This window comes from Streptomyces sp. NPDC056580, from assembly GCF_042793175.1.
GTDB lineage: Bacteria > Actinomycetota > Actinomycetes > Streptomycetales > Streptomycetaceae > Streptomyces.
This window is the reverse complement of record NZ_JBHTVE010000022.1, coordinates 1-20,080: the sequence shown is the minus strand read 5'-3', so window position 1 is coordinate 20,080 and position 20,080 is coordinate 1. Positions and strand designations below refer to the sequence as shown.

The window sequence follows — 20,080 nt, the reverse complement described above, 5'->3', positions numbered from 1 at the left end:
CCGAAGTACCGGTGCCGCATGCTGGGTGCATGACCACCAAGGACTCCCGGGCCGCCGGGCTCGCCGCGTTCGCCGCGCTGGTCGCCGACGAGACGAGGGCGGCGTGTCTGCTGGCGCTGCTGGACGGACGGGCCTGGACCGCCGGGGAACTGGCCCGGCACGCCGGGGTGGCCCCGTCCACGCTCAGCGAGCACCTGGGCAAGCTGGTCGCCGGCGGGCTGCTCGTCCAGGAGCGGCAGGGACGGCACCGCTACGTACGGCTGGCGGACGCGCGGGCGGCGCAGCTCGTCGAGGACCTCGCCGCCCAGGTGGCGCCCGCTCCGGCCGCGCGCACGCGCACGCTGCGGGAGTCGAGCGCGGGCTCCGCGATGGCCCGGGGCCGTACCTGCTACGACCATCTCGCGGGGCGGCTGGGCATCGCGATCACGGACGCGCTGACCGGGCGGGGGCTGCTGCGCCAGGACACCGGTTTCGCGCTGACGGACGCGGGACTGCGGTGGTTCGGCGCGGCGGGGATCACCCTGGACCGTGCGGCCAGGCGGCCCCTGGCCCGGGCGTGCCTGGACTGGACCGAGCGGCGGCCCCATCTCGCGGGTTCCGCAGGCGCCGCGCTGTGCCGGCACGCGCTGGACGCGGGCTGGTGCCTGCGGATCGGGTCCGAGCGCGCGGTGCGGGTGACTCCCGCGGGGGAGCGGGCGCTGTACGAGCTGTTGGGCGTCGAGCGGGAGGCGCTGTGCTGAGCGGACGGCTGCGGCGGCGAGGACGAGCACGGCCACGGGGGCCGGGGGGTCAACAGGGGCACGGGGGCGAGGACGAGCACGGCCACGGGGGCCGGGGTCAGCACCGTCACGGGGGCTGGGGTCGTGCCGGTCGCCGGGTGCGGGTCCGCCGCGGCTGGTCGCGCCGCTGCGGGGGCCGCACGTCGAAGCGGCCCCGCGCCCCCGGCTGCCCCCGCATCCCCCGTCCGCAAGGCGCCGTCGCCTTCCGCCGGCCGGCGTCACCCTGTCCCTCCCAGCCTCAGGAGCATGATGAGCAACACCCCGCGTCACCCCCTGCTGCCCGCCGCCGCGGCCGGCCTCACCGTCGTGCTCTGGGCCTCGGCCTTCGTGGCGATCCGCAGTGCCGGTGACGCCTACTCGCCGGGGGCGCTGGCGCTCGGGCGGCTGCTGGCCGGAGCCCTCACACTGGGCGTCCTGTGCGTCGTACGGCGGGAGGGGCTGCCGCCGAGATCCGCCTGGCGCGGCATAGCCCTCTCCGGGGTGCTCTGGTTCGGGTTCTACATGGTCGCCCTCAACTGGGGCGAACAGCGGGTGGACGCGGGCACCGCCGCTCTCGTCGTGAACGTCGGCCCGCTGCTGATCGCCCTGCTCGGGGCCCGGCTGCTCGGCGACCCGATGCCGCCGAGGCTGCTGGCAGGCATGGCGGTGTCCTTCGCAGGCGCCGTGACCGTGGGCCTCTCGATGTCGTCCGGGGGCGCCGGGGCCTCGCTGCTCGGGGTGGTGGCGTGTCTGCTCGCGGCGGCGGCCTACGCGGCCGGGGTCGTGTCGCAGAAGCCGGCGCTCGGGCAGGCGAGCGCCCTGCAGGTGACGACGTTCGGGTGTCTCGTCGGCGCGGTGGTCTGCCTGCCGTTCGCCGGGCGACTGGTGACCGAGGCCGCCCACGCGCCCGTGTCGGCGACCCTGGACATGGTCTACCTGGGTGTCTTCCCGACCGCGCTGGCCTTCACGACCTGGGCCTACGCCCTCGCCCGCACGACCGCCAGCCGGATGGGCGCCACCACGTACGCCGTGCCGGCGCTGGTCGTGCTGATGTCGTGGCTGGCGCTCGGCGAGGTGCCGGGGGCGCTCACCCTGGTGGGCGGGGCGCTGTGCCTGGCGGGCGTGGCGGTGTCCCGGTCCCGGGCGGGCGGACGGTCGCGCCGGGTCGCGGCCGGGGAGCCGCGACCCGAGAAGGTCGGCTGAACCGGCGGGCGCCGGACCCTCAGAACACCACCAGCGCGCGGCCGCCCTTGCCCGCGAGCATGTTCTCGAAGGCCGCCGGGATGCCCTCCAGCCCGATCCGCTCGGTGACCAGCACCGAGAGGTCCAGCCGGCCCTCCCGCACGTGCTCGGCGAGGACGGGTACGTCGCGGGCCGGGTCGGTGTTGCCGTAGACGCAGCCGGACAGGGTGCGGCCCCAGTGGAAGATCTCCAGGGCGTTGAAGGTGACCTCCTGGTCCTTGCCGCCGATGCCGACGACGGTCGTCCGGCCGCCCCGGCGGGTGGAGTCCCAGGCGGCGCGGATGCTGACCGCGCGGCCCACGCACTCCACGGCGACGTCGACGCCCTGCCTGCCGGTGAGGCCGCGGATCTCGCGCGCGGTGGCGTCGGAGGCGAGGACGTAGTCGGTGGCGCCGGCCGCGCGGGCCAGTTCCTCCTTCTCCGGTGAGACGTCGACGGCGATGATCCTGGACGCCCCGGCGATCCGGGCCGCCTGGAGCGTGGCGAGGCCCACGCCGCCCGCGCCGAACACCGCGACCGTCTCGCCCCGCCGGACGCGTGCCGAGTGGTGGACCGCGCCGTAGCCGGTGAGGACGGCGCAGCCGAGCAGGGCGGCGTCGGTGAGCGGTACCCCGTCGGGGAGCGGCAGCACGCAGGACGCGGCGACCACCGTCTCCTCGGCGAACGCGGCGACGTTCAGACCGGGGTGGAGCTCGGTGCCGTCGCTCGTGCGCGCGTGCACCCCGGCGGCGCCGGCCAGGGCGTCGGCGCACAGCCAGACCTCGCCGAGCGCACACGCGTGGCAGGCGCCGCAGGAGGGCGCCCAGTTGAGGACGACGGGGGCGCCGGGCGCGACATGGGTGACGCCCTCCCCCACGGCCACCACGGTGCCGGCGCCCTCGTGGCCGAGGACGGCCGGGACCGGCACCCGCATGGTGCCGTTGGACAGGGACAGGTCGGAGTGGCAGACCCCGGCGGCGGCGAGGCGGACGCGGACCTGTCCGGGGCCCGGGTCGGGCAGCTCGATGCCGGTGATCTCCAGGGGTGCGCCGATGGCGGGCAGAACGGCGGCTCGTACGGCCATGTCTCGGTGACTCCCTTAGAACTGGAGGGACTTGGTCTGGAGGTACTCGGCCAGTCCGTGGCTGCCGAGTTCCCGGCCGACCCCGGACTGCTTGTAGCCGCCGAACGGCGCGAGCGGGTTGAACCGGCCGCCGTTGATGTCGACCTGGCCGGTGTCCATCCGGCGGGCGAAGGCCACCGCCTCGGACTCCTCCCCGGCCCAGACGGCGCCCGCGAGCCCGTACACCGTGCCGTTGGCGATGCGCAGGGCGTCCTCCTCGTCCTCGTAGCGCAGCACGGACAGGACCGGGCCGAAGATCTCCTCCTGGGCGACGGTCATCTCGGGGGTGACGTCGGCGAGGACGGTCGGGCTGACGAAGTACCCCTGCCCGCGCGGGGCTTCGAAGCCGCCCGCGACCAGGCGGGCGCCCTCGGCGACGCCCTTCTCGATGTAGCCGAGGACACGGGCCTGCTGCCTGGCGTTGACGACCGGCCCGATGCGGTCGCCGTACTTGGCGGCCGCGGCCGCGGCCAGTTCGACGGCCTCGTCGTAACTGTCGCGGTGGACCAGCATCCGGGTCCAGGCGCTGCACGTCTGGCCGGAGTTGGACATCACGTTGGCGACCCCCACGTTGACCGCCCTGGCGAGGTCGGCGCTCGGCAGGATGACGTTGGCGGACTTGCCGCCCAGTTCCAGCGCCACCTTCTTGACGGCGGCGCCGGCCGCCGCGCCGATCCGCCGGCCGACGGCCGTGGAGCCGGTGAAGGAGACCAGGTCGACGTCCGGGTGCTCGGCGAGGGCCTGCCCGGCGACCGGACCGAGTCCGGTGACGAGGTTGAACACACCGGCCGGGACGCCCGCCTCGTGGACGGCCTCGGCGAAGAGCTGCGCGGTGAGCGGGGTGTCCTCGGCGGGCTTGAGGACGACGGTGCAGCCGGCCGCGAGGGCGGGGGCGACCTTGGCGACGATCTGGTGCAGCGGATAGTTCCAGGGGGTGATCGCGCCGACCACGCCGACCGGCTCGTGCAGCACGGTGGAGTTGCCGACCTTCTCCTCGAAGGAGTGGGCGGCGGCCAGCTCGGCGTAGGAGCCGGCGACCGCGATCGGCACGCTCGCGTGCACGGCCTGTGAGAACGGCAGCGGCGAGCCCAGCTCGGCGGTGACCGTCCCGGCGATCTCGTCCTTGCGGGCCGCCAGCACGTCGCGGAGGGCGCCCAGGCGTGCCGCGCGTTCGGCCGGGGGCGTGGCCGCCCAGGCCGCGAGGGCCGCGCGGGCGGCGCGTACGGCGGTGTCGACGTCCGTGGCGTCACCGGCCGGGACCCGGCCGATGACCTGCTCGTCGGCCGGGTTCACGACCTCGATCACGTCGCGGCCGGCGGCGGGGCGCCAGGCGCCGTCGATGTACAGGCCGTCGTGTGCCTTCATGCTGCTTCCTCCCGGCGGGTCTCCGTCGTCCGGCACACAAACTAGCGGCGATAGTTTTCTCGCGCCAGAGATGTCCGGGCGCCGGCGGCGCCGCACACCCGGACGTACCAGGACATCCCCGCCGGGACGGCCGTCGCTCACTCCTCCAGGTCGGGCAGGTGGGCCGGGGACGGGCAGATGCGGTCGCCGTGCTGGTCGAAGACGAAGAGGTGGGCGAGGTCGACGAGCAGGGGCACCTGCATGCCGTGGCGCAGCCGGATGTCGGGGGTGGTGCGGACCACCAGGTCGCCTGGGAGCCGGCCCTCCGGCGGCGCGGGCTCGGGCAGGGGTTCCCGCGGGTGCTCCAGGACCACCACCGGGCCGGCCCGCAGCGACCCGGCCCGCTCCCGCAGCCGGTCCAGCACGCCCGGCCCCTCCCGGCGGCGCCGGCGCACGGGCCGGGCGGCCGGGCGCGGGGCCTCCAGCTCGGGCACCACGGCGGGGCGCGAGCCGGTGCTGAAGTGCACGAGGGTCTCGTGCCCCTGGAACTCCATGTGCTCAACCAGTCCGGTCAGCGGCACCTCGCCGGGCCGGGCGGCGCTGTGCTTGGCGATGCGCACCGCCTCCGAGCGCAGTCCGACGATGACCTCGCGGCCCTGCTGGACGCGGAGCAACTGGTGGTCCAGCGAGAGGGGTTCGGGCAGGCGCAGGTACTGCTTGCCGAGGCTGATGGTCATGGCGCCGTCCAGCGGGGCGCGGACGAGGCCGCGCAGCAGGTTGATGCGCGGGGTGCCGATGAACGCGGCGACGAAGATGTTGCGGGGCAGGGCGTAGACCTCGCGCGGGCTGCCCACCTGCTGGAGCACCCCGCCGCGCAGCACGGCGACCCGGTCGCCGAGGGACATGGCCTCGGACTGGTCGTGCGTGACGTACACCGTGGTGACGCCCAGCTCACGGGTGAGCTGGGATATCTCGGCCCGCAGGTGGTTGCGGAGCTTGGCGTCGAGGTTGGACAGGGGCTCGTCCATCAGGAACGCCGAGGGATGGCGGGCGATGGCCCGGCCCATGGCGACCCGCTGGCGTTCACCGCCGGAGAGCTGGCCGGGGAAGCGGTCGAGCAGGTCCTCGATGCCGAGCAAGCGGGCGGTGGCGTCCACGCGCGGTCCGGGGTCGGCGGCGGGGGCCTCGATGCGCAGCGGGAAGCCGATGTTGTCGCGGCTGGTCATGCTCGGGTAGAGCGCGAAGTTCTGGAAGACCATCGCCATGTCCCGATCGGCGGGCAGCCAGTCGTTGGCGTACTCGCCGTCGAGGAGCAGCCGGCCGTCGTCGATCTCCTCGAGCCCGGCGATCATGCGCAGCACGGTGGACTTGCCGCAGCCGGAGGGCCCGAGCAGGACGAGGAACTCGCCGGGCGCGATGTCCAGCGTGACCCGGTCGACCACACGGGGGCCCCGGGCGTAGGACTTGCTCACGTCGTGCAGAGAGATGGCGCGTGTCATGGGTGCCTGCCCCCGGGGGCTGTGCGGAGCGCCGCCGCTCCTTGGGTCCGGGGCCCCGTGCGGACGTACGGGGCCCAGGGGCATGCCGTCGCGTCCCCGTGGCGCGGCCGGCGGGGAGGGGACGACAGGCCCCATGAGTCACGGAAGTTAACGGAATGTGCCGGGCCGGGGGAAGAGTGGCGACGGCGTCCGGAAACCGCGCACCGGGCGGGGACGGAAACGGAAGGCGCGGTTCGGGTCCGCGGCCTCCCGGCGCGGGCGGCGGGAGGCCGCGTCCGGGTCGGTCAGCCGGTGGCGGTGAGGTGGGCGAAGACCACCACGTTGCTCGTGTAGCCGGTGCGCCGGCTGTACAGTCCGCCGCAGGTGAGCACGCGCAGCTCCGGGCGCCCGGAGGAGCCGTAGACCTCCTCGTCGGGGAAGCCCGCCTTGTCGTACACCTTCACCCGGTCCACGCTGTAGACGGCGGTGCGGCCGTCCGCCCGCCTGACCTCGATCGGCTTTCCGGGCTCGACGTGGGCCAGGGCCGCGAAGACGGCGGCGCCGGTCCGGGTGTCGCGGTGGCCGACGGCGATCGCGGTGCCGGTCTCCCCCGGTGTGGGACCGCCCTGGTACCAGCCGACCTCCTTGGGCCGGTCGAGCGGCGGTGTCGACAACTGCCGGTCGGCCTCGAGCCCCAGGCCGATGACGGGGGCGTCGATCCCGAGGGACGGGATGCGGAAGTCCGTCGGCCGGGACCGGGTGGACAGGGGGCGGGGCGGGGGCGTGCGGGCGGCGGTCTCCCCCTGCCGTGCGTCGCCGGTCCGGCCGCCCGCCAGGTCCGGTCCGTCCGGGCCGCCGCAGCGGACCCCCACCGTCACCAGGACGGCCGCGAGCAGGGCCGTCCTGGTGAGGCGGTAGGCCCGGGTCCGGTACCACGGCCTGGGTCGGCGCCTACGCGGCACCATGGGGCCGCCGGCGGATCAGCCGGATGTACACCGCGCCGCTGACCGCGACGAGTCCGACGGCCGCGGCGGCCGCCACCGGCGAGAACGCGCCCGAGGTGTCGACGAGACCGCCGCCGCCCGCGTGCACACCGCCCTTGGGGGGACCGTCGTTGCGGTCGGCGCCCGAACCGTGGTCGCCGCCCGAACCGTGGTCGCCGCCCGAACCGTGGTCGCCGCCCGGACCCCAGGCCGAGTCGCCCTGCTGGTCGTTGTTCTGCTGGTGGTCCTCGATCTGGCCGCCCGGGCCGTGCTGGCCCTCCGTCCTGCCGTCGTGGCAGTTGACGTGGAACACCTTCTCCTTCAGGGCCGGAGGCGTCCCCACGGTCCAGCTGATCTTGTACTGCCCGTCCGCGAGCCCCAGCGGGTCGGTGTGGCCCGCGCCGGCGGCGAGCTGGATGCTCCCGGTCACGGTGGCGGCGGTGGGCAGCGGGGGCTGGGGCGTGATGGTGTACGTGACGGCGGGCAGCGAGTCGAAGTTGACCGCCTCGAGGAAGAACTTGCAGACCACCGGATCGTCCTTCGCCGAACCGATGAACGAGGGCGGATTGGTGGAACGCGCGTTGTGGATCCTGATGTCGCCGTTCTCCCCCTGAGCCGCCGCGTTGGGGGCCTCCACCCACGACGCGCCCGCCACGGCGAGGGCGGTGAGGAGGACGGTGGCACTCGCGCGGGAGAAAGTCCGTGGAGGTGTCAGGGTGGGCATGCAAGCTCCTCCGAGTTAGACGATTTTCATACAAATCGCTCTTTATCTGGACTCTCACGCATGCCCTCCACGGCCGGCGGCACCAACGCCGGACGCGCCGTCAGATATCGCTCGTGCGGCGCAACGCCGTTCCCTTCCGACCCTCCCCGGGTGCCGAATCGGCTGCCTGGGACGGCTCTGCGCCCTCCGGCGACCGCACCGCCACCGCCGAGGACAGCAGCAGCAACGCCCCCAGCATCACGAGCGGCGCGGCCACTCCGGCCACCCCCGCGGCCAGTCCCGCCGCGGCCGGTGCGGCGAACTGGCCGAGCCGGTTGCCGGTCAGCCGCAGGGCGAGCGCGGTGGAGCGGGCGCCGGTCGGGGCGGCCCGCACGACCGTCGTTTTTGCTCAGGTCAGCACGGTGAGCTCTTCGGGCACGGCCGCCACCTCGACGGGCACGCCGTTGAGGACCGCGTTGCCGGACAGCGGGTCGAGCAGGCTGCCGTCGAGGAGCTGGTTGACGTTGACGCCGGGGTCGGCGCCGGCGTGGCTCAGCCGGGTGCCGGGGCGGTCGTGGCCCCAGCCGTGCGGCAGGCTCACCACGCCCGGCCGGACCGCGTCGGTGACCTCGGCGGGCGCGGTGACCGCTCCCCCGGCGCCCGTCACCCGAACCGGTTGGCCGTCCCCTATGCCGAGGCGCGCGGCGTCCCGCGGGTTGAGCTGCAGGGTGCAGCGGTTGCTGCCGCCGGTGAGGGCGGGCACGTTGTGCATCCAGCTGTTGTTGGAGCGCAGGTGCCGGCGGCCGACGAGGACCAGTGCGGCGGGGCGCTCGCGCAGCGCCCGGCGCAGCCGGGGCAGGTCGCCGGCGATCGGCGCGGGCAGCAGCTCGATCCTGCCGCTCACGGTCTTCAGCGGCTGCGGCAGGCGCGGGCGCAGCGGGCCGAGGTCGATTCCGTGCGGGTGGTCGAGCAGTTCGCGCAGGCTGAGCCCGTCGGGCCGGGCGCCGAAGCCGTCGCCGTAGGGGCCGAGGCGCAGCATCAGGTCGAGCCGCCGTTCCGGGCCGTCGTCCCCGGTGAGCTGTGCGGCGAGTTCCCGCGGATCGCGGCCGTGCACCGGGGAGTGGACATCCTGGACGGCCTTGGCGAGGGTCTGCTCGACGACCGTCGCGTCCACGGCGGCCGGGTCGGCGCCGTGCATGCCCGTCGCGGCCAGCACCAGCCGGGCGTGGATCTCGGTCTCGGCCATGCGGCCGGGTTCGAGGGGTACGGCGGGACGGCTGTAGCGGACCTGGTTGCGGACGGCGAAGCCGTTGAAGGCGTAGTCGTGGTGCGGGCTCTGCGAGGGCGGCGGCGGGGGCAGCACGACGTCGGCGTGGCGGGAGGTCTCGTTGAGGTACGGGTCGACGCTGACCATGAAGTCCAGCGAGCGCAGAGCCTTGTCGAGGCGGTCGCCGTCGGGCGCGGACAGCACCGGGTTGGCCGCGACCACGACGAGCGCGCGGACCGGTTCGCCCTCGTCGGTGGCGGTGTCTATCTCCTCGGCGAGCGCGGAGAGCGGCAACTCGCCCTTGGCCTCGGGAAGACGCCGGACCCGGGAGTGCCAGCGGCCGAGGGCGAAGCCGTGCCCGGGGCCGGCCGGGCGGGGGGTGCGGCCGGTGGCGGCCTGCGGGAAGAGGGCGCCGCCCGGCCGGTCCAGGTTGCCGGTGAGGACGTTGAGGACGTCGACCAGCCAGCTCGCCAGGGTGCCGTGCGGGACGGTGCAGCTTCCGATGCGGGCGTAGACGGCGGCGGTGGGGGCGGCGGCGAGTTCGCGGGCGAGGGTGCGGATGAGGTCCGCGTCCAGGTCGCAGGCCTCGGCCACCGCCTCGGGGGTGAAGTCCCGCAGGGCGTCGCGCAGTTCCCCGACGCCCTGGACGTGCGGGGCGAGCGCGCCGAGGTCGGTCAGGTCCTCCTCGAACAGCACGGTGGCCAGGGCTGCGAGCAGCAGGGCGTCGGTGCCGGGGCGGATCGCGAGGTGCCGGTCGGCGAGTTTCGCGGTGCGGGTGCGGCGGGGGTCCACCACGGTGAGCCGGCCGCCGCGGGCCCGGAGGGCCTTGAGCCGGCCGGGGAAGTCGGGGGCGGTGCACAGACTCCCGTTGGACTCCAGGGGGTTGGCGCCGATCAGCAGCAGGTGGTCGGTGCGGTCGAGGTCCGGGACGGGGATGGCGTGCGCGTCGCCGAAGAGCAGGCCGCTGGAGACGTGCTTGGGCATCTGGTCGACCGTGGAGGCGGTGAACAGGCTGCGGGTGCGCAGGGCCGCCAGCAGGACCGGCGGGTAGAGCGCGCCGGCCACGGTGTGCACGTTGGGGTTGCCGAGGACCACTCCGAGGGCGTGCGGCCCGTACCGCTCGACGACCGGGCGCAGCCCCGCCGCGACCGCGTCGAAGGCCTCCTCCCAGGTGGCCTCACGCAGCGCGCCGTCCTCACGGACCAGCGGGACGCGCAGCCGGTCGGGGTCGGAGTCGACGGCCCCGAAGGCGGCGCCCTTGGGGCAGATGAAGCCCTTGCTGAAGACGTCCTCGCGGTCGCCGCGGGCGCCGGTGACCCGGGTGCCCTCGACGGTGAGCGTCAGCCCGCAGGTGGCCTCGCACAGGGGGCAGATTCGCAGGGCGGTGCGGGGCACGGGTCCTCCCGGAGGATCGGTGGCGTTGCCGGGCCCGCCGCGGTGGGCCCGGGCGGCCCGGGCAGGCTCGGGGGGTGAGCATACCGACCGGTAGGCATGGAGGGGAGCCCCCGTGTCGGCGGCGGCCGGCGGCCGGCTCAGTCGAGGACGCGCCCCAGGTACGCCCGCAGCAGCTCACGGGTCTCGTGGATGATCGCCGAGTCCCCTTCGGGGTCGACCCGGAAGGCCAGTTGGACCAGGGTGTCGGCGCTCTCCACGGCGACCAGGAAGACGCGGCGCAGCTCCTCGCCGGGGGTGCGGCCGAGATGGCCGGCGAGCAGGTCGGTGAGCCGGTCGGCGACCCGGGTGTTGGGCTCCGCCTGCCGGACGCCGACCGGTATCTGGTTGCCGAAGTCCACGAGGGCGAAGCCGGGCGCGGTGCGCTTCATGGCCAGGTACTCGTCCAGCACGGCGTCCACGGCGGCCCGCCAGTCCCCCTGCCGCTCGCCCTTCATCCGCTCCGCGACGCGTTCGGCGTACCGCTCCAGGTTCCGCTGGGCGAGGGCGTCGGCCATCTGCCGCTTGTTGCCGAAGAACCGGTAGACCGAGCCGATGGGCACCTCGGCGCGCGCGGCCACCGCGCGGGTGCTCAGGGCCTCGTAGCCGACCTCGTCGAGGAGGTCGGCGCAGGCGTCGAGGATCCGGGTCAGCCGTTCCGCGCTTCGCCTCTGGACGGGCGCGCGGCGAAGCGATGTCGCGTGGGGCACGGACTTCATGATGCCTCTCCGGCGGGGTCGGGTGAACCTCGCCCCCCAGTACGGGAAAAGGTGGCTGCTGCACTCATCGACCGTACGGGCCGGGACGGCGCCCACGTCGCCGGCAGACGGGGAAGGGACGCCCGACACCCGGCGTCCGGCGCCCCCTTGCGCCCGCGCCCCACTCATTCCTACGGTGATGCATAGGAATCAGCGGCGCAAGGGAGCGATCGATGAGCGGGGACGCGCGGAAGACCGCCGAGTCACTGTCCTACCTGACCGGGTTCGGCAACGAACACGCCTCGGAGGCGGTGCCGGGCGCCCTGCCCGAGGGCCGCAACTCGCCGCAGCGCGCGCCGCTCGGCCTGTACGCCGAGCAGCTCAGCGGGACGGCGTTCACCGAGCCGCGGGCGCACAACCGGCGCTCGTGGCTGTACCGCGTCCGCCCCTCGGCCGCGCACCCCGCGTTCACCCGCACCGGCAACGGCGCGATCCGCACGGCGCCGTTCACCGAGACCGTGCCCGACCCCAACCGGCTGCGCTGGAACCCGCTACCCGAGCCGCCGGCCGGCACCGACTTCCTGGCGGGCCTGTGGACGCTGGGCGGCAACGGCGACGCGACCCAGCGGACCGGCATGGCCGTGCACCTGTACCACGCCAACGCCTCGATGGAGCGGGTGTTCTCCGACGCCGACGGGGAGCTGCTCATCGTGCCGGAGCGGGGCGGACTGCTGCTGCACACCGAGTTCGGCCGGCTCCATGTGGAGCCCGCACATGTGGCGCTGATCCCGCGCGGGGTGCGCTTCCGCGTGGAGCTGCTCGACACCGCACCGGACGGCGGGCGGATCCCGTCCGCCCGTGGCTATGTGTGCGAGAACTACGGGGCGCCCTTCCAGCTCCCCGACCTCGGGCCCATCGGCGCCAACGGACTGGCCAATGCCCGGGACTTCCGGGCCCCGGTCGCCGCGTACGAGGAGGTGGAGGGGCCGGTGGAGGTAATCAACAAGTTCTGCGGCAACCTCTGGACCGCCACGTACGACCACTCCCCGCTCGACGTGGTCGCCTGGCACGGCAACCATGTGCCGTACGTCTACGACCTGCGCCGTTTCAATGTGATCGGGACCATCTCCTACGACCACCCGGACCCGTCCATCTTCACGGTGCTGACCTCCCCGTCGGACACCCCGGGCCTGGCCGGCGTCGACTTCGTGGTGTTCGCTCCGCGCTGGCTGGTGGGCGAGGACACCTTCCGGCCGCCGTACTTCCACCGGAACGTGATGAGCGAGTACATGGGCCTCATCGAGGGGGCCTACGACGCCAAGGCCGAGGGCTTCGTGCCGGGCGGCGGCTCGCTGCACAACATGATGTCGGCGCACGGCCCGGACCGGGAGACCTTCGACCGGGCGAGCGCGGCCGAGCTGAGGCCGCAGCGGATCGACGACGGGCTGGCGTTCATGTTCGAGACCCGCTGGCCGGTGACGCTCGCCCCGCAGGCGGCCGGGGCCGGCCATCTCCAGCAGCGCTACGACGACGTCTGGCAGGGCCTCGAACGTCACTTCCGCGCGCTGTGACGGCTCCGTTGCACCGAACGATCCCGAACAGGTACGGATAGCCCGTGACCTCCTTCGCCCCGGATTCGATCGTCCTGAACCGCAAGCTGCCGCTGTGGTACCAGGTCTCGCAGTCGCTGCGCGCCTCGATACTGGGCCGCTCCCCGCGGGACCCGCTGCGCCTGCCCACCGAGGAGCGCCTCGCGGAGCACTACGGGGTGAGCGTGCTCACCATGCGCCAGGCGCTGAAGGAACTGGAGGACGAGGGGCTGATCAGCCGGCACCGGCGGCGCGGCACGTTCATCGAACCCGATGCGCGGCGCGGCGCCCCGGTGCGGCTGCTGGGCTCGGTGGACGCGATCGTCGCCCAGCAGTCCGGCATGACCACCGAGCTGCTGGAGCAGGGCAGCACCCCGGTGACCGGCGAACTCGCCGAGCACTTCCCGGACCTGGCGGAGGTGGCGACGTACCACCGGCTGCGCAGCGACGAGAAGACCGGCGAGCCGACCAACCACGCGCGCAACCACGTCCGGCCCGAACTCGCCGCCCGCATCGACGTGCGGGACCTGGTGCGCTGGCCGATGACCAAGGTGCTGCGGGACGTCGCGGGCGCGGACATCAGCCGCATCACGGACACCGTGGAGGCCCGGCTCGCCGATCCGGAGACCGCGCGGCTGCTGCGGGTGCCGCTGCTCAGCCCGATCCTGCACTACACCGGCGTGACCTACGACGCCGCGGGCCGGGCGCTGGACGTGGTGGTCATCCACTACCGGGGCGACCGCTTCTCCTTCACGGTGACCCTGGACGCCACCTGACCCGTCCGCCGCCGGCAGGCTCTACGATTCCCAGCGTGACGCACGACGACGCTCCGCCGCTGGCGGACCTCATGCCGTGGTCCGTCGCACCGCCGCGGCCGGGCCGCGCCTGGCCGACGGCGCCCGACCCCGGCTCCCTGCGGGCCCGCTGGGACGCGCTGCTCCGGGCGGCGGGCCCGGAGCGGGAGGCCCTGTTCGAGCCGACCCGCTCCCGCACCCCGCACTCCGCGGTGGGCCAGCTCCCCGGCCAGCCCACCGGCACCGAACGGCTGGCGCGCGCGGAGGGCCCCTGCGCGGAACCGGTGCGGGTGCTGGCGGCGCCGTTCGACGAGCAGTGGCTGATCCCGGACCACCGGCTGCTCGACGCGGCCCGGCCGGAGCTGTGGCGGGTGGCCGGCGAGCGCCAGGTGTTCGTGGTGGAGACCGGCGACGGCGGTCCGCCGCTCGCGACCTCGCTGCTGCCGCTGCTGCGCCCCGGCCGGATCCGCCCGCTGTACCGCCGCCCGGACGGCACGGAGCCGAACCTGGCGCCCGGCCTGCTGGACCATCTCACCGCCCTGCTGGGTGAGCGCCCCACGGCCGTGGACGTGCTGGCCTGGATCCTGGTGGCGGCCCGCCCCGATCTCACCGTCCCGCTGACGCGGGACGCCGAGGTCTGGACCGCGGGCGTGGAGCTGGGCCGGCGCGTGCTGTGGCTGATGCGCCGCGACGGCGAACGCCCCAGACTGCCCGGCGGCCGCCGCCCCTACGTCCGCGCCCCGCTGCCCGCCCGCCCCCTGGCCCTGCGCTACGACCGCGAGGAGGAGACGCTGCACCTCGACGACGGCCGCGTCTCCCCCGTGCCACCGGAGGCCTGGGACTACGAGGTGGCCGGGGTCCGGGTCCTGGAGGCCTGGTTCACGGCCCGCACCGCGCCGGCGGCGCCGGGCACCCTCTCCGCGATCCGCCCTGCCGGCTGGCCGCAGGCCTGGACGTCGGAGCTGCTGGAGCTGGTCACGGTGCTGGCCCTGCTGGCGGAGCTGCGTCCACGGCGGGCCGCCTTCGAGGTCACCTCACCGGTCACCGCGGCCGGGCTGCGGCGCGCGGGCGTCCTCCCGGTCCCGGCCTCCGCCCGCCGCCCCGCCTCGGTCCTGGACCACCAGGAGGAGGGCCCCGACGGCCAGTTCGCGCTGCTCTAGCGCTCGCGCGGGGCGGCCTCCGGCCGCGCGACGTCGGCGTCGTCCTCGGCCCGGCGCGGCCGGGAGGGGTCCCGGACAGGCGTCATGCGGGGTCCAGCCGGGTGAAGCTGCTGGACGGGCCGTCCCTGGTGACGAGCCGGAGGCCGGCCGGCGGTCCGGGAACGGGCCGGTGCCCGAGCCGGTTCGGGGTGCGGGTGAGGTCCGCCGCGTCCCGTGCCCAGGGGAACCGGTCGGCGTCCCCGTGGTCCCGGGTGACCTCGCCGAGGAAGAGGTCCATCGCCCGGCCGCCGCGCGGCCACAGGGCCGGACCCGATCCGCCGGTGACCTCCAGCACCCCGGCGATCAGGGCGGGTTGACGCCCCGCGCGGCCCCGGTCCATGCGGTCAGCGTACGCGGCCCGGTGGCCGGGTGCTGACAGGACCGCCGGTCAGGGGAGATCATCCGGCCCATGGATCAACTGCCGCTGCCCCTGGAGGGCATCACCGTCGTCGCCGTCGAGCAGGCCGTGTCCGCGCCCTTCGCCACCCGGCAGCTCGCCGACCTCGGCGCCCGGGTCGTCAAGGTGGAGCGGGTCGACGGAGGTGATTTCGCGCGGGGTTACGACACCGCCGCCGGCGGGCTCGCCTCGCACTTCGTGTGGTGCAACCGCGGCAAGGAGTCCATCGCCCTGGACCTGAAGGACCCGCGCGGCCTGGCGGTGGTGCGGCGGCTGGTCGCGGAGGCGGACGTGTTCGTGCAGAACCTGGCTCATGGGGCCGCCGCCCGGCTGGGCCTGGACGCGGCCACGCTGTGCGCGGCGCACCCGCGGCTGATCGCCGTGGACATCTCCGGGTACGGCGGTTCGGGCCCGTACGCGGACAAGCGGGCGTACGACATGCTCGTGCAGTGCGAGGCCGGTCTCGTGTCGGTGACCGGGACGCCCAGGCAGCCGGTCAAGGCGGGCATCCCGGCGGCGGACATCGCGGCGGCCATGTACGCCTTCTCCGGTGTGCTGGCCGCCCTGGTCCGGCGCGGCGTCACCGGGCGGGGCGGGCCGGTGGAGGTGTCGATGCTGGAGGCGCTCGCGGAGTGGATGGGGCATCCCCTGCACCACGCCATGCACGGCGGCGAGCCGCCGGCCCGCACCGGGCTCGCGCACGCCGTCATCGCCCCCTACGACGCCTACCCGACGGCGGACGGCGGACGGGTGCTGCTGTCGGTGCAGAACGACCGGGAGTGGCGGCGGCTGGCGGAGCAGGTGCTGAACAGGTCGGAGTTGGGGACGGACCCGGACTTCGCGACGAACGCGGCCCGGGTGGCGAACCGGGCGCGGACCGACGAGCTGGTGGCGCGGGAACTGGGAGCGCTCGGCGCCGACGAGGCGCTGGCCCTGCTGGAGAAGGCCGGGATCGCCTGCGCGCGGTTGCGCGACCTGCACGAGCTGGCCGGCCATCCGCAGCTCGCGGCCCGGGACCGGTGGCGTCAGGTGGGTACGCCGGCCGGACCGCTGAAGGCGCTGCTGCCTCCCCTCACGCTGCCGGGCGGGGAGGAGGCACGGATGGGCGACGTGCCCGCGCTCGGACAGCACACCGAACCCCTGCTGCGCGCCGTGGGGATGACGGACGGCGAGATCGCAGCGTTGCGCCGGGACGGTGTGGTGGCCTGAGCGCGGGCCCCGGACGGGTTCCGGGTCCGCCGGGCCTGCTCAGGGACCCCGCGGGGCCTCGCGGGGTGCGCTCGGTATCGGCTCGGTGCCGGCTCAGTGCCCGCCGAACAGCGAACGGCGCAGCCGGCGCAGCGGCGCGAACAGGGAGACCCGGCTGACCCGCCGGCCCCGGTCGCTGCGCTGGTGCGGGGTGTCGCGCGCCGTCAGCTCACGCATCAGCGAGGTGGCCTCGATCGTCTCGACCTGCGGTATGGCGGGACCCGCCAGCACCGACAGATGGCGGTCGAGGCGCGAACTGGTCGCGCTGCTCCCGCAGGTGATCGCAGGAACCCTGGCCCTGCTGCGCACTGTTATCTGCTCCATGTCACTCCCCACCCGTACGAGTCCACCCGGCCCGGGCAGGGTAACCCTATCGCCCCGGTGGAGCACCCGTGTATCTCGCCCACAGGATTCACCTTCCCCGCAAGGAGGTTGACCATTCGTCGCTGACTACTCTCCGAATCCGACCGCTTTCAGGGTGAGTTGAGCAACCGGCTGACCAGTAGGCTGCGCCGATCCGCCGCCGGGCTCGACGGTCACGGCGAGTGACGTCGCGGATCTGCCGAGACCCTGGGCGACCAAGGGCGTGTCGCCCGCGAGGAGGCCCAGCGAGCGGGGCCGCGCGTGGGGGCGCATGACCCAGAGCTGGTGGACGCGGCCACCGGACGGGGCGCCGTACCCGCTGAGGGTGACGACCGCCCGCCCCTCGGAGACGGAGGCGATCACTCCGATACCGCGGCCCCGGCCGTCCCCGCTCGCCGCGGCCCGGGCGTCGGGGGCCGCGAGAACGTGGGCGATCTCACGTGCCCGTGCCTGCTCGGCGTCGAGTCGGTCCTGGGTGCGGCCGGTCTGGACCGCGAAGAGCGAGGCGACGACGAGGGCCGCGGCGGCGGTCGCCGTGGCGAACGGGACGAACAGGGGGCGCGATCGGGGCGTACGGGCGCGTGGCGGGGGCTGGCCGCCCCAGACGTGCGGGGGCAGCCGGGTCGCGCGCTCCCCGGCGGGTGACTGTTCCCCGGCGGGCGACCGCTCCTGGGGCGTGGTGCGGACGGCGGCCAGGACCCGGTCGCGCAGGGCGGCCGGCGCGGGCTCGGCCGTGGACCAGGCGAGGCGTACCGCGTCCTCGGACAGCGCCCGCACCTCGGCGGCGCAGCGGTCGCACCCGCCCAGGTGCTTCTCGAAGCGGCGCCGTTCGCCGGGTCCGAGGGCGTCGAGCGCGTGGGGCGCGGCGAGGGAGTGCGGGTCCTCACGGCCCAGCAGGCGGCCGAGCGGGCTCACGCGGCACCTCCCAGGCACTCGCGCAGCCGGGTGAGCCCGTCGCGCATCCGGGTCTTGACCGTGCCGAGCGGCAGTTGGAGCCGCTCGGCCACCTCACGGTAGGTGTAGCCGTCGTAGTAGGCGAGGGTGACGGACTGGCGCTGCAGCGCCGTGAGCCGTTTCAGGCAGCGGCGCACCCACTCGCGCTCCAGTCCGGCCTCCACCTCCTCGGCGACCTGGTCGAAGGCCGGTTCCCCGGCGCGCAGGGCCTCCCGCTGCTCGCGTTCGCCGGCCGCGCGTGCGCTGCGCACCCGGTCCACGGCGCGGCGGTGGGCGAGGGTGAGGATCCAGGACAGGGCGCTGCCCCGCCCTGGGTCGAACCGGCCCGCCGAGCGCCAGAGTTCGAGCAGCACCTCCTGGGCGACCTCCTCGGACTGCGCGGGATCGCGCACCACGCGCCGCACCAACCCGAACACCGGCCCGGACACCAGTGCGTACAGGTCCTCGAACGCCCTGTGGTCGCCGCCCGCCACGAGCAGCAGCAGTTCGTCCGCCCGCGCCCCGGCACCCCCTCCGTGACCGCATCCGGTCCGGCTCCCGCCTCTGACTCCACGCATCCGCACGAGCGCACACCTCCGGCGGTTGATACGCATTCGGGAGCCGAAAACGCGGGTCCGGCGGGACCCGAAAGAAATTCCCCCGCCGACCAATCCGGCCGGCGAACCCGCTCCGTATACCCGTCCGTCAGAGCAAGTCGGTACTGAGGACGGACGGCATGACACCTCTCTTCTCCAGGAGCGGCACCGGACGCAAGGGTCTGGTCACGCTCATCTGTGGCGCGCTGGCCGCCGGCGGGCTCGCAGCCGCCGGCGTCGCCACGCTGGAACCCGGGGCGGCCTCCGCCTCCTCGCACCGCGAGGCGCCGCTGATATCGGGCACCCCGCAGTACGACAACACGGACCTGTACGCGTTCGTCAGCCCGGACAAGCCGGACACCACGACGATCGTGGCCGACTGGATCCCGTTCGAGGATCCGGCCGGCGGCCCGAACTTCTACACGTTCGCGGACGACGCGCAGTACGACATCCACATCGACAGCAACGGTGACGCGCGGGACGACCTGCTCTTCCGCTACACCTTCAGGACGCACACGAAGAACGGGAACACGTTCCTGTACAACACCGGTCCGGTCACCAGCCTGGACGACCCGGACCTCAACGTCACGCAGACGTACGACATCGACCTGGTCCGGCTGAGGAACCAGCACGTGGTGTCCCGGACGAAGCTCGCCGACGACGTACCCGTGGCGCCGTCGAACGTGGGCAAGGCGTCCATGCCGGACTACGGCAAGCTGCGCTCGCAGGCCGTGTACAAGGCGGCCGGCGGTGCCGCGACCTTCGCCGGGCAGGCCGACGACCCGTTCTTCCTTGACCTGCGCGTCTTCGACCTGCTGTACGGCGGCAACCTCACCGAGGTCGGCCGGGACACGCTCAAGGGCTACAACGTCAACACGATCGCGCTGCAGGTGCCCAACGACCTGATCCGCGAGTCCGGCGACCAGCCGGTGGTCGGCATCTGGTCGACCACCCAGCGCCGCAACGCGCAGGGCTACTACGCGCAGGTGTCGCGCCTGGGCAACCCGCTGGTGAACGAGGTCGTCAACCCGCAGAAGGACAAGGACCGGTTCAACGCCTCGCAGCCCTCGTACGACGCCCAGTTCCTGAAGAACGTCACCGGTCCGGAGCTGCCGAAGCTCATCGAGGGCATCTACAAGATCAAGGCGCCCGCCGAGCCGCGCGACGACCTGGTCGACGTCTTCCTCAAGGGCGTCAAGGGCCTCAACCAGCCGCCGGGCGTGAAGCCTTCGGAGCAGTTGCGGCTGAACACCTCGATCAGGCCGAGCGCGCATCCCAAGCGGCTGGGCGTCCTGGACGGCGACAACGCGGGCTTCCCGAACGGCCGCCGGCTCACCGACGACGTGGTCGACGAGGCGCTCCAGGTGATGGAGGGCGAACTGGTCGGCGCCAAGAACGACCTGGGCGACGCGGTGGACCGGAACGACAAGAAGTTCGAGAAGTACTTCCCCTACGTCGCCCAGCCCACCGCCGGTTCGCGCGGCGCGCTCGCCAAGGGCACGGCCGGGGGCGCGGACGTGCGCAGTCAGCTCGGCGACGCACTGCGGCCGGCCGGGGCGGGCTCCGCCGGCTCCGGGAACACCGTGCTGATCGCCGCCTCGGCGGCCTCGGGCGCGGCCGGCATCCTGCTGATCGGCACCGCCCTCGCCTGGTGGCGCCGCCGGATGCAGCGCCCGTACTGACACACCCCCGAACCGGCGCGGCCCGTTTCCCTTCCCCCACGGCGGGCCGCGCCCTCCGCTTCCGAACCGGCACCAGGCGATCCAGGAGACGGCATGGCCCCGCGCACGAACGACGAGCAGACCGGCGGGCGTACCGCCCGCACGGCCGGGTCCGGCGCCCCGCCGCCACCCGGCACCGCACCCGCACCGCCGCCCGGCACCGCCTCCGCGCCACCTCCACCGGCTCACCCTCGCCCTCGGCGTCCGCCAGCAGGACCACGCGGTGGTCGAAGG

At 74.5% G+C, this 20,080-nt stretch carries 18 protein-coding genes and 1 pseudogene; 7 read left to right on the top strand and 12 right to left on the bottom strand.

Annotation, left to right across the window (positions count from 1 at the left end; translation table 11 throughout):
• The first annotated feature begins 29 nt into the window (after nt 1-29).
• A complete protein-coding gene (locus ACFQ9Z_RS35375) occupies nt 30-740 on the top strand; it encodes an ArsR/SmtB family transcription factor (protein WP_383029762.1) in 711 nt (236 codons plus the stop codon).
• A gap of 285 nt (nt 741-1,025) precedes the next feature.
• The gene (locus ACFQ9Z_RS35370; RefSeq protein WP_383029759.1) at nt 1,026-1,961 is read left to right on the top strand and encodes a DMT family transporter; all 936 of its coding nucleotides are present in this window, start codon (nt 1,026-1,028) and stop codon (nt 1,959-1,961) included.
• Between the two features lie 19 nt (nt 1,962-1,980).
• Here the strand turns inward: ACFQ9Z_RS35370 and ACFQ9Z_RS35365 are convergent, their stop codons facing one another.
• The 8 genes and pseudogenes from ACFQ9Z_RS35365 to ACFQ9Z_RS35330 form a co-directional block, all read right to left on the bottom strand.
• Entirely contained in the window at nt 1,981-3,063 is a 1,083-nt protein-coding gene (locus ACFQ9Z_RS35365) for a Zn-dependent alcohol dehydrogenase (protein WP_383029756.1), read from the bottom strand.
• Nucleotides 3,064-3,078: 15 nt separating this feature from the next.
• Nucleotides 3,079-4,467 (bottom strand): aldehyde dehydrogenase family protein, encoded by a 1,389-nt coding sequence (locus ACFQ9Z_RS35360; RefSeq protein ID WP_383029753.1) that lies wholly within the window; start codon nt 4,465-4,467, stop codon nt 3,079-3,081.
• 137 nt (nt 4,468-4,604) lie between these two features.
• Nucleotides 4,605-5,945: an ABC transporter ATP-binding protein gene (locus ACFQ9Z_RS35355; RefSeq protein ID WP_383029751.1), complete on the bottom strand. Its 1,341-nt coding sequence runs from the start codon at nt 5,943-5,945 to the stop codon at nt 4,605-4,607.
• 284 nt (nt 5,946-6,229) lie between these two features.
• A complete protein-coding gene (locus tag ACFQ9Z_RS35350; protein ID WP_383029749.1) occupies nt 6,230-6,889 on the bottom strand; it encodes a class F sortase in 660 nt (219 codons plus the stop codon).
• Nucleotides 6,876-7,631, bottom strand: a complete 756-nt coding sequence (locus tag ACFQ9Z_RS35345) for a hypothetical protein (RefSeq protein WP_383029747.1) — start codon at nt 7,629-7,631, stop codon at nt 6,876-6,878. Before ACFQ9Z_RS35345 ends, ACFQ9Z_RS35350 begins: the two co-directional genes overlap by 14 nt.
• Before the next feature lie 100 nt (nt 7,632-7,731).
• Nucleotides 7,732-8,013 (bottom strand): annotated as a pseudogene (locus tag ACFQ9Z_RS35340) (MFS transporter); the annotation flags it as partial.
• Nucleotides 8,014-8,019: 6 nt separating this feature from the next.
• Nucleotides 8,020-10,272, bottom strand: a complete 2,253-nt coding sequence (locus tag ACFQ9Z_RS35335; RefSeq protein ID WP_383029745.1) for a molybdopterin oxidoreductase family protein — start codon at nt 10,270-10,272, stop codon at nt 8,020-8,022.
• A gap of 137 nt (nt 10,273-10,409) precedes the next feature.
• A complete protein-coding gene (locus tag ACFQ9Z_RS35330; protein WP_383029743.1) occupies nt 10,410-11,027 on the bottom strand; it encodes a TetR family transcriptional regulator in 618 nt (205 codons plus the stop codon).
• Nucleotides 11,028-11,239: 212 nt separating this feature from the next.
• Between ACFQ9Z_RS35330 and hmgA the strand changes: the two genes are divergently transcribed.
• From hmgA to ACFQ9Z_RS35315, 3 genes are read left to right on the top strand one after another with little or no spacing between them, the layout of a single operon-like run.
• Nucleotides 11,240-12,577: a homogentisate 1,2-dioxygenase gene (gene hmgA / locus ACFQ9Z_RS35325; protein WP_383029740.1), complete on the top strand. Its 1,338-nt coding sequence runs from the start codon at nt 11,240-11,242 to the stop codon at nt 12,575-12,577.
• A 44-nt stretch (nt 12,578-12,621) separates the two neighbouring features.
• Nucleotides 12,622-13,371 carry a GntR family transcriptional regulator gene (locus tag ACFQ9Z_RS35320; RefSeq protein ID WP_383029737.1) on the top strand — a complete coding sequence of 250 codons (750 nt, stop codon included), beginning with the start codon at nt 12,622-12,624 and terminating at the stop codon, nt 13,369-13,371.
• Nucleotides 13,372-13,397: 26 nt separating this feature from the next.
• Nucleotides 13,398-14,549 carry a type ISP restriction/modification enzyme gene (locus ACFQ9Z_RS35315; RefSeq protein ID WP_383029968.1) on the top strand — a complete coding sequence of 384 codons (1,152 nt, stop codon included), beginning with the start codon at nt 13,398-13,400 and terminating at the stop codon, nt 14,547-14,549.
• An 82-nt stretch (nt 14,550-14,631) separates the two neighbouring features.
• On the opposite strand, the gene ACFQ9Z_RS35310 is transcribed toward ACFQ9Z_RS35315, so the two are convergent.
• A complete protein-coding gene (locus tag ACFQ9Z_RS35310; RefSeq protein WP_383029734.1) occupies nt 14,632-14,928 on the bottom strand; it encodes a hypothetical protein in 297 nt (98 codons plus the stop codon).
• Between the two features lie 69 nt (nt 14,929-14,997).
• On the opposite strand from ACFQ9Z_RS35310, the gene ACFQ9Z_RS35305 reads away from it, so the two are divergent.
• Nucleotides 14,998-16,194, top strand: a complete 1,197-nt coding sequence (locus ACFQ9Z_RS35305; protein WP_383029732.1) for a CaiB/BaiF CoA transferase family protein — start codon at nt 14,998-15,000, stop codon at nt 16,192-16,194.
• A 93-nt stretch (nt 16,195-16,287) separates the two neighbouring features.
• Here ACFQ9Z_RS35305 and ACFQ9Z_RS35300 read toward each other — a convergent pair whose 3' ends face one another.
• The 3 genes from ACFQ9Z_RS35300 to ACFQ9Z_RS35290 all read right to left on the bottom strand — a co-directional run bounded on the left by ACFQ9Z_RS35300 (nt 16,288) and on the right by ACFQ9Z_RS35290 (nt 18,107).
• A complete protein-coding gene (locus ACFQ9Z_RS35300; RefSeq protein ID WP_383029730.1) occupies nt 16,288-16,557 on the bottom strand; it encodes a hypothetical protein in 270 nt (89 codons plus the stop codon).
• Between the two features lie 126 nt (nt 16,558-16,683).
• Nucleotides 16,684-17,511 (bottom strand): anti-sigma factor domain-containing protein, encoded by an 828-nt coding sequence (locus tag ACFQ9Z_RS35295; RefSeq protein ID WP_383029727.1) that lies wholly within the window; start codon nt 17,509-17,511, stop codon nt 16,684-16,686.
• Entirely contained in the window at nt 17,508-18,107 is a 600-nt protein-coding gene (locus ACFQ9Z_RS35290; protein WP_383029723.1) for a sigma-70 family RNA polymerase sigma factor, read from the bottom strand. Before ACFQ9Z_RS35290 ends, ACFQ9Z_RS35295 begins: the two co-directional genes overlap by 4 nt.
• A 158-nt stretch (nt 18,108-18,265) precedes the next feature.
• Here ACFQ9Z_RS35290 and ACFQ9Z_RS35285 point away from each other — a divergent pair, with 158 nt between their 5' ends.
• Entirely contained in the window at nt 18,266-19,807 is a 1,542-nt protein-coding gene (locus ACFQ9Z_RS35285) for a DUF4331 domain-containing protein (RefSeq protein ID WP_383029719.1), read from the top strand.
• Nucleotides 19,808-20,080 lie beyond the last annotated feature (273 nt).

Coding starts and splice junctions, on each gene's coding strand:
- ACFQ9Z_RS35375 (WP_383029762.1), top strand. CDS start 30: ATGACCACCAAGGACTCCCGGGCCGCCGGGCTCGCCGCGTTCGCCGCG.
- ACFQ9Z_RS35370 (WP_383029759.1), top strand. CDS start 1,026: ATGATGAGCAACACCCCGCGTCACCCCCTGCTGCCCGCCGCCGCGGCC.
- ACFQ9Z_RS35365 (WP_383029756.1), bottom strand. CDS start 3,063: ATGGCCGTACGAGCCGCCGTTCTGCCCGCCATCGGCGCACCCCTGGAG.
- ACFQ9Z_RS35360 (WP_383029753.1), bottom strand. CDS start 4,467: ATGAAGGCACACGACGGCCTGTACATCGACGGCGCCTGGCGCCCCGCC.
- ACFQ9Z_RS35355 (WP_383029751.1), bottom strand. CDS start 5,945: ATGACACGCGCCATCTCTCTGCACGACGTGAGCAAGTCCTACGCCCGG.
- ACFQ9Z_RS35350 (WP_383029749.1), bottom strand. CDS start 6,889: ATGGTGCCGCGTAGGCGCCGACCCAGGCCGTGGTACCGGACCCGGGCC.
- ACFQ9Z_RS35345 (WP_383029747.1), bottom strand. CDS start 7,631: ATGCCCACCCTGACACCTCCACGGACTTTCTCCCGCGCGAGTGCCACC.
- ACFQ9Z_RS35330 (WP_383029743.1), bottom strand. CDS start 11,027: ATGAAGTCCGTGCCCCACGCGACATCGCTTCGCCGCGCGCCCGTCCAG.
- hmgA (WP_383029740.1), top strand. CDS start 11,240: ATGAGCGGGGACGCGCGGAAGACCGCCGAGTCACTGTCCTACCTGACC.
- ACFQ9Z_RS35310 (WP_383029734.1), bottom strand. CDS start 14,928: ATGGACCGGGGCCGCGCGGGGCGTCAACCCGCCCTGATCGCCGGGGTG.
- ACFQ9Z_RS35305 (WP_383029732.1), top strand. CDS start 14,998: ATGGATCAACTGCCGCTGCCCCTGGAGGGCATCACCGTCGTCGCCGTC.
- ACFQ9Z_RS35300 (WP_383029730.1), bottom strand. CDS start 16,557: ATGGAGCAGATAACAGTGCGCAGCAGGGCCAGGGTTCCTGCGATCACC.
- ACFQ9Z_RS35290 (WP_383029723.1), bottom strand. CDS start 18,107: ATGCGTGGAGTCAGAGGCGGGAGCCGGACCGGATGCGGTCACGGAGGG.
- ACFQ9Z_RS35285 (WP_383029719.1), top strand. CDS start 18,266: ATGACACCTCTCTTCTCCAGGAGCGGCACCGGACGCAAGGGTCTGGTC.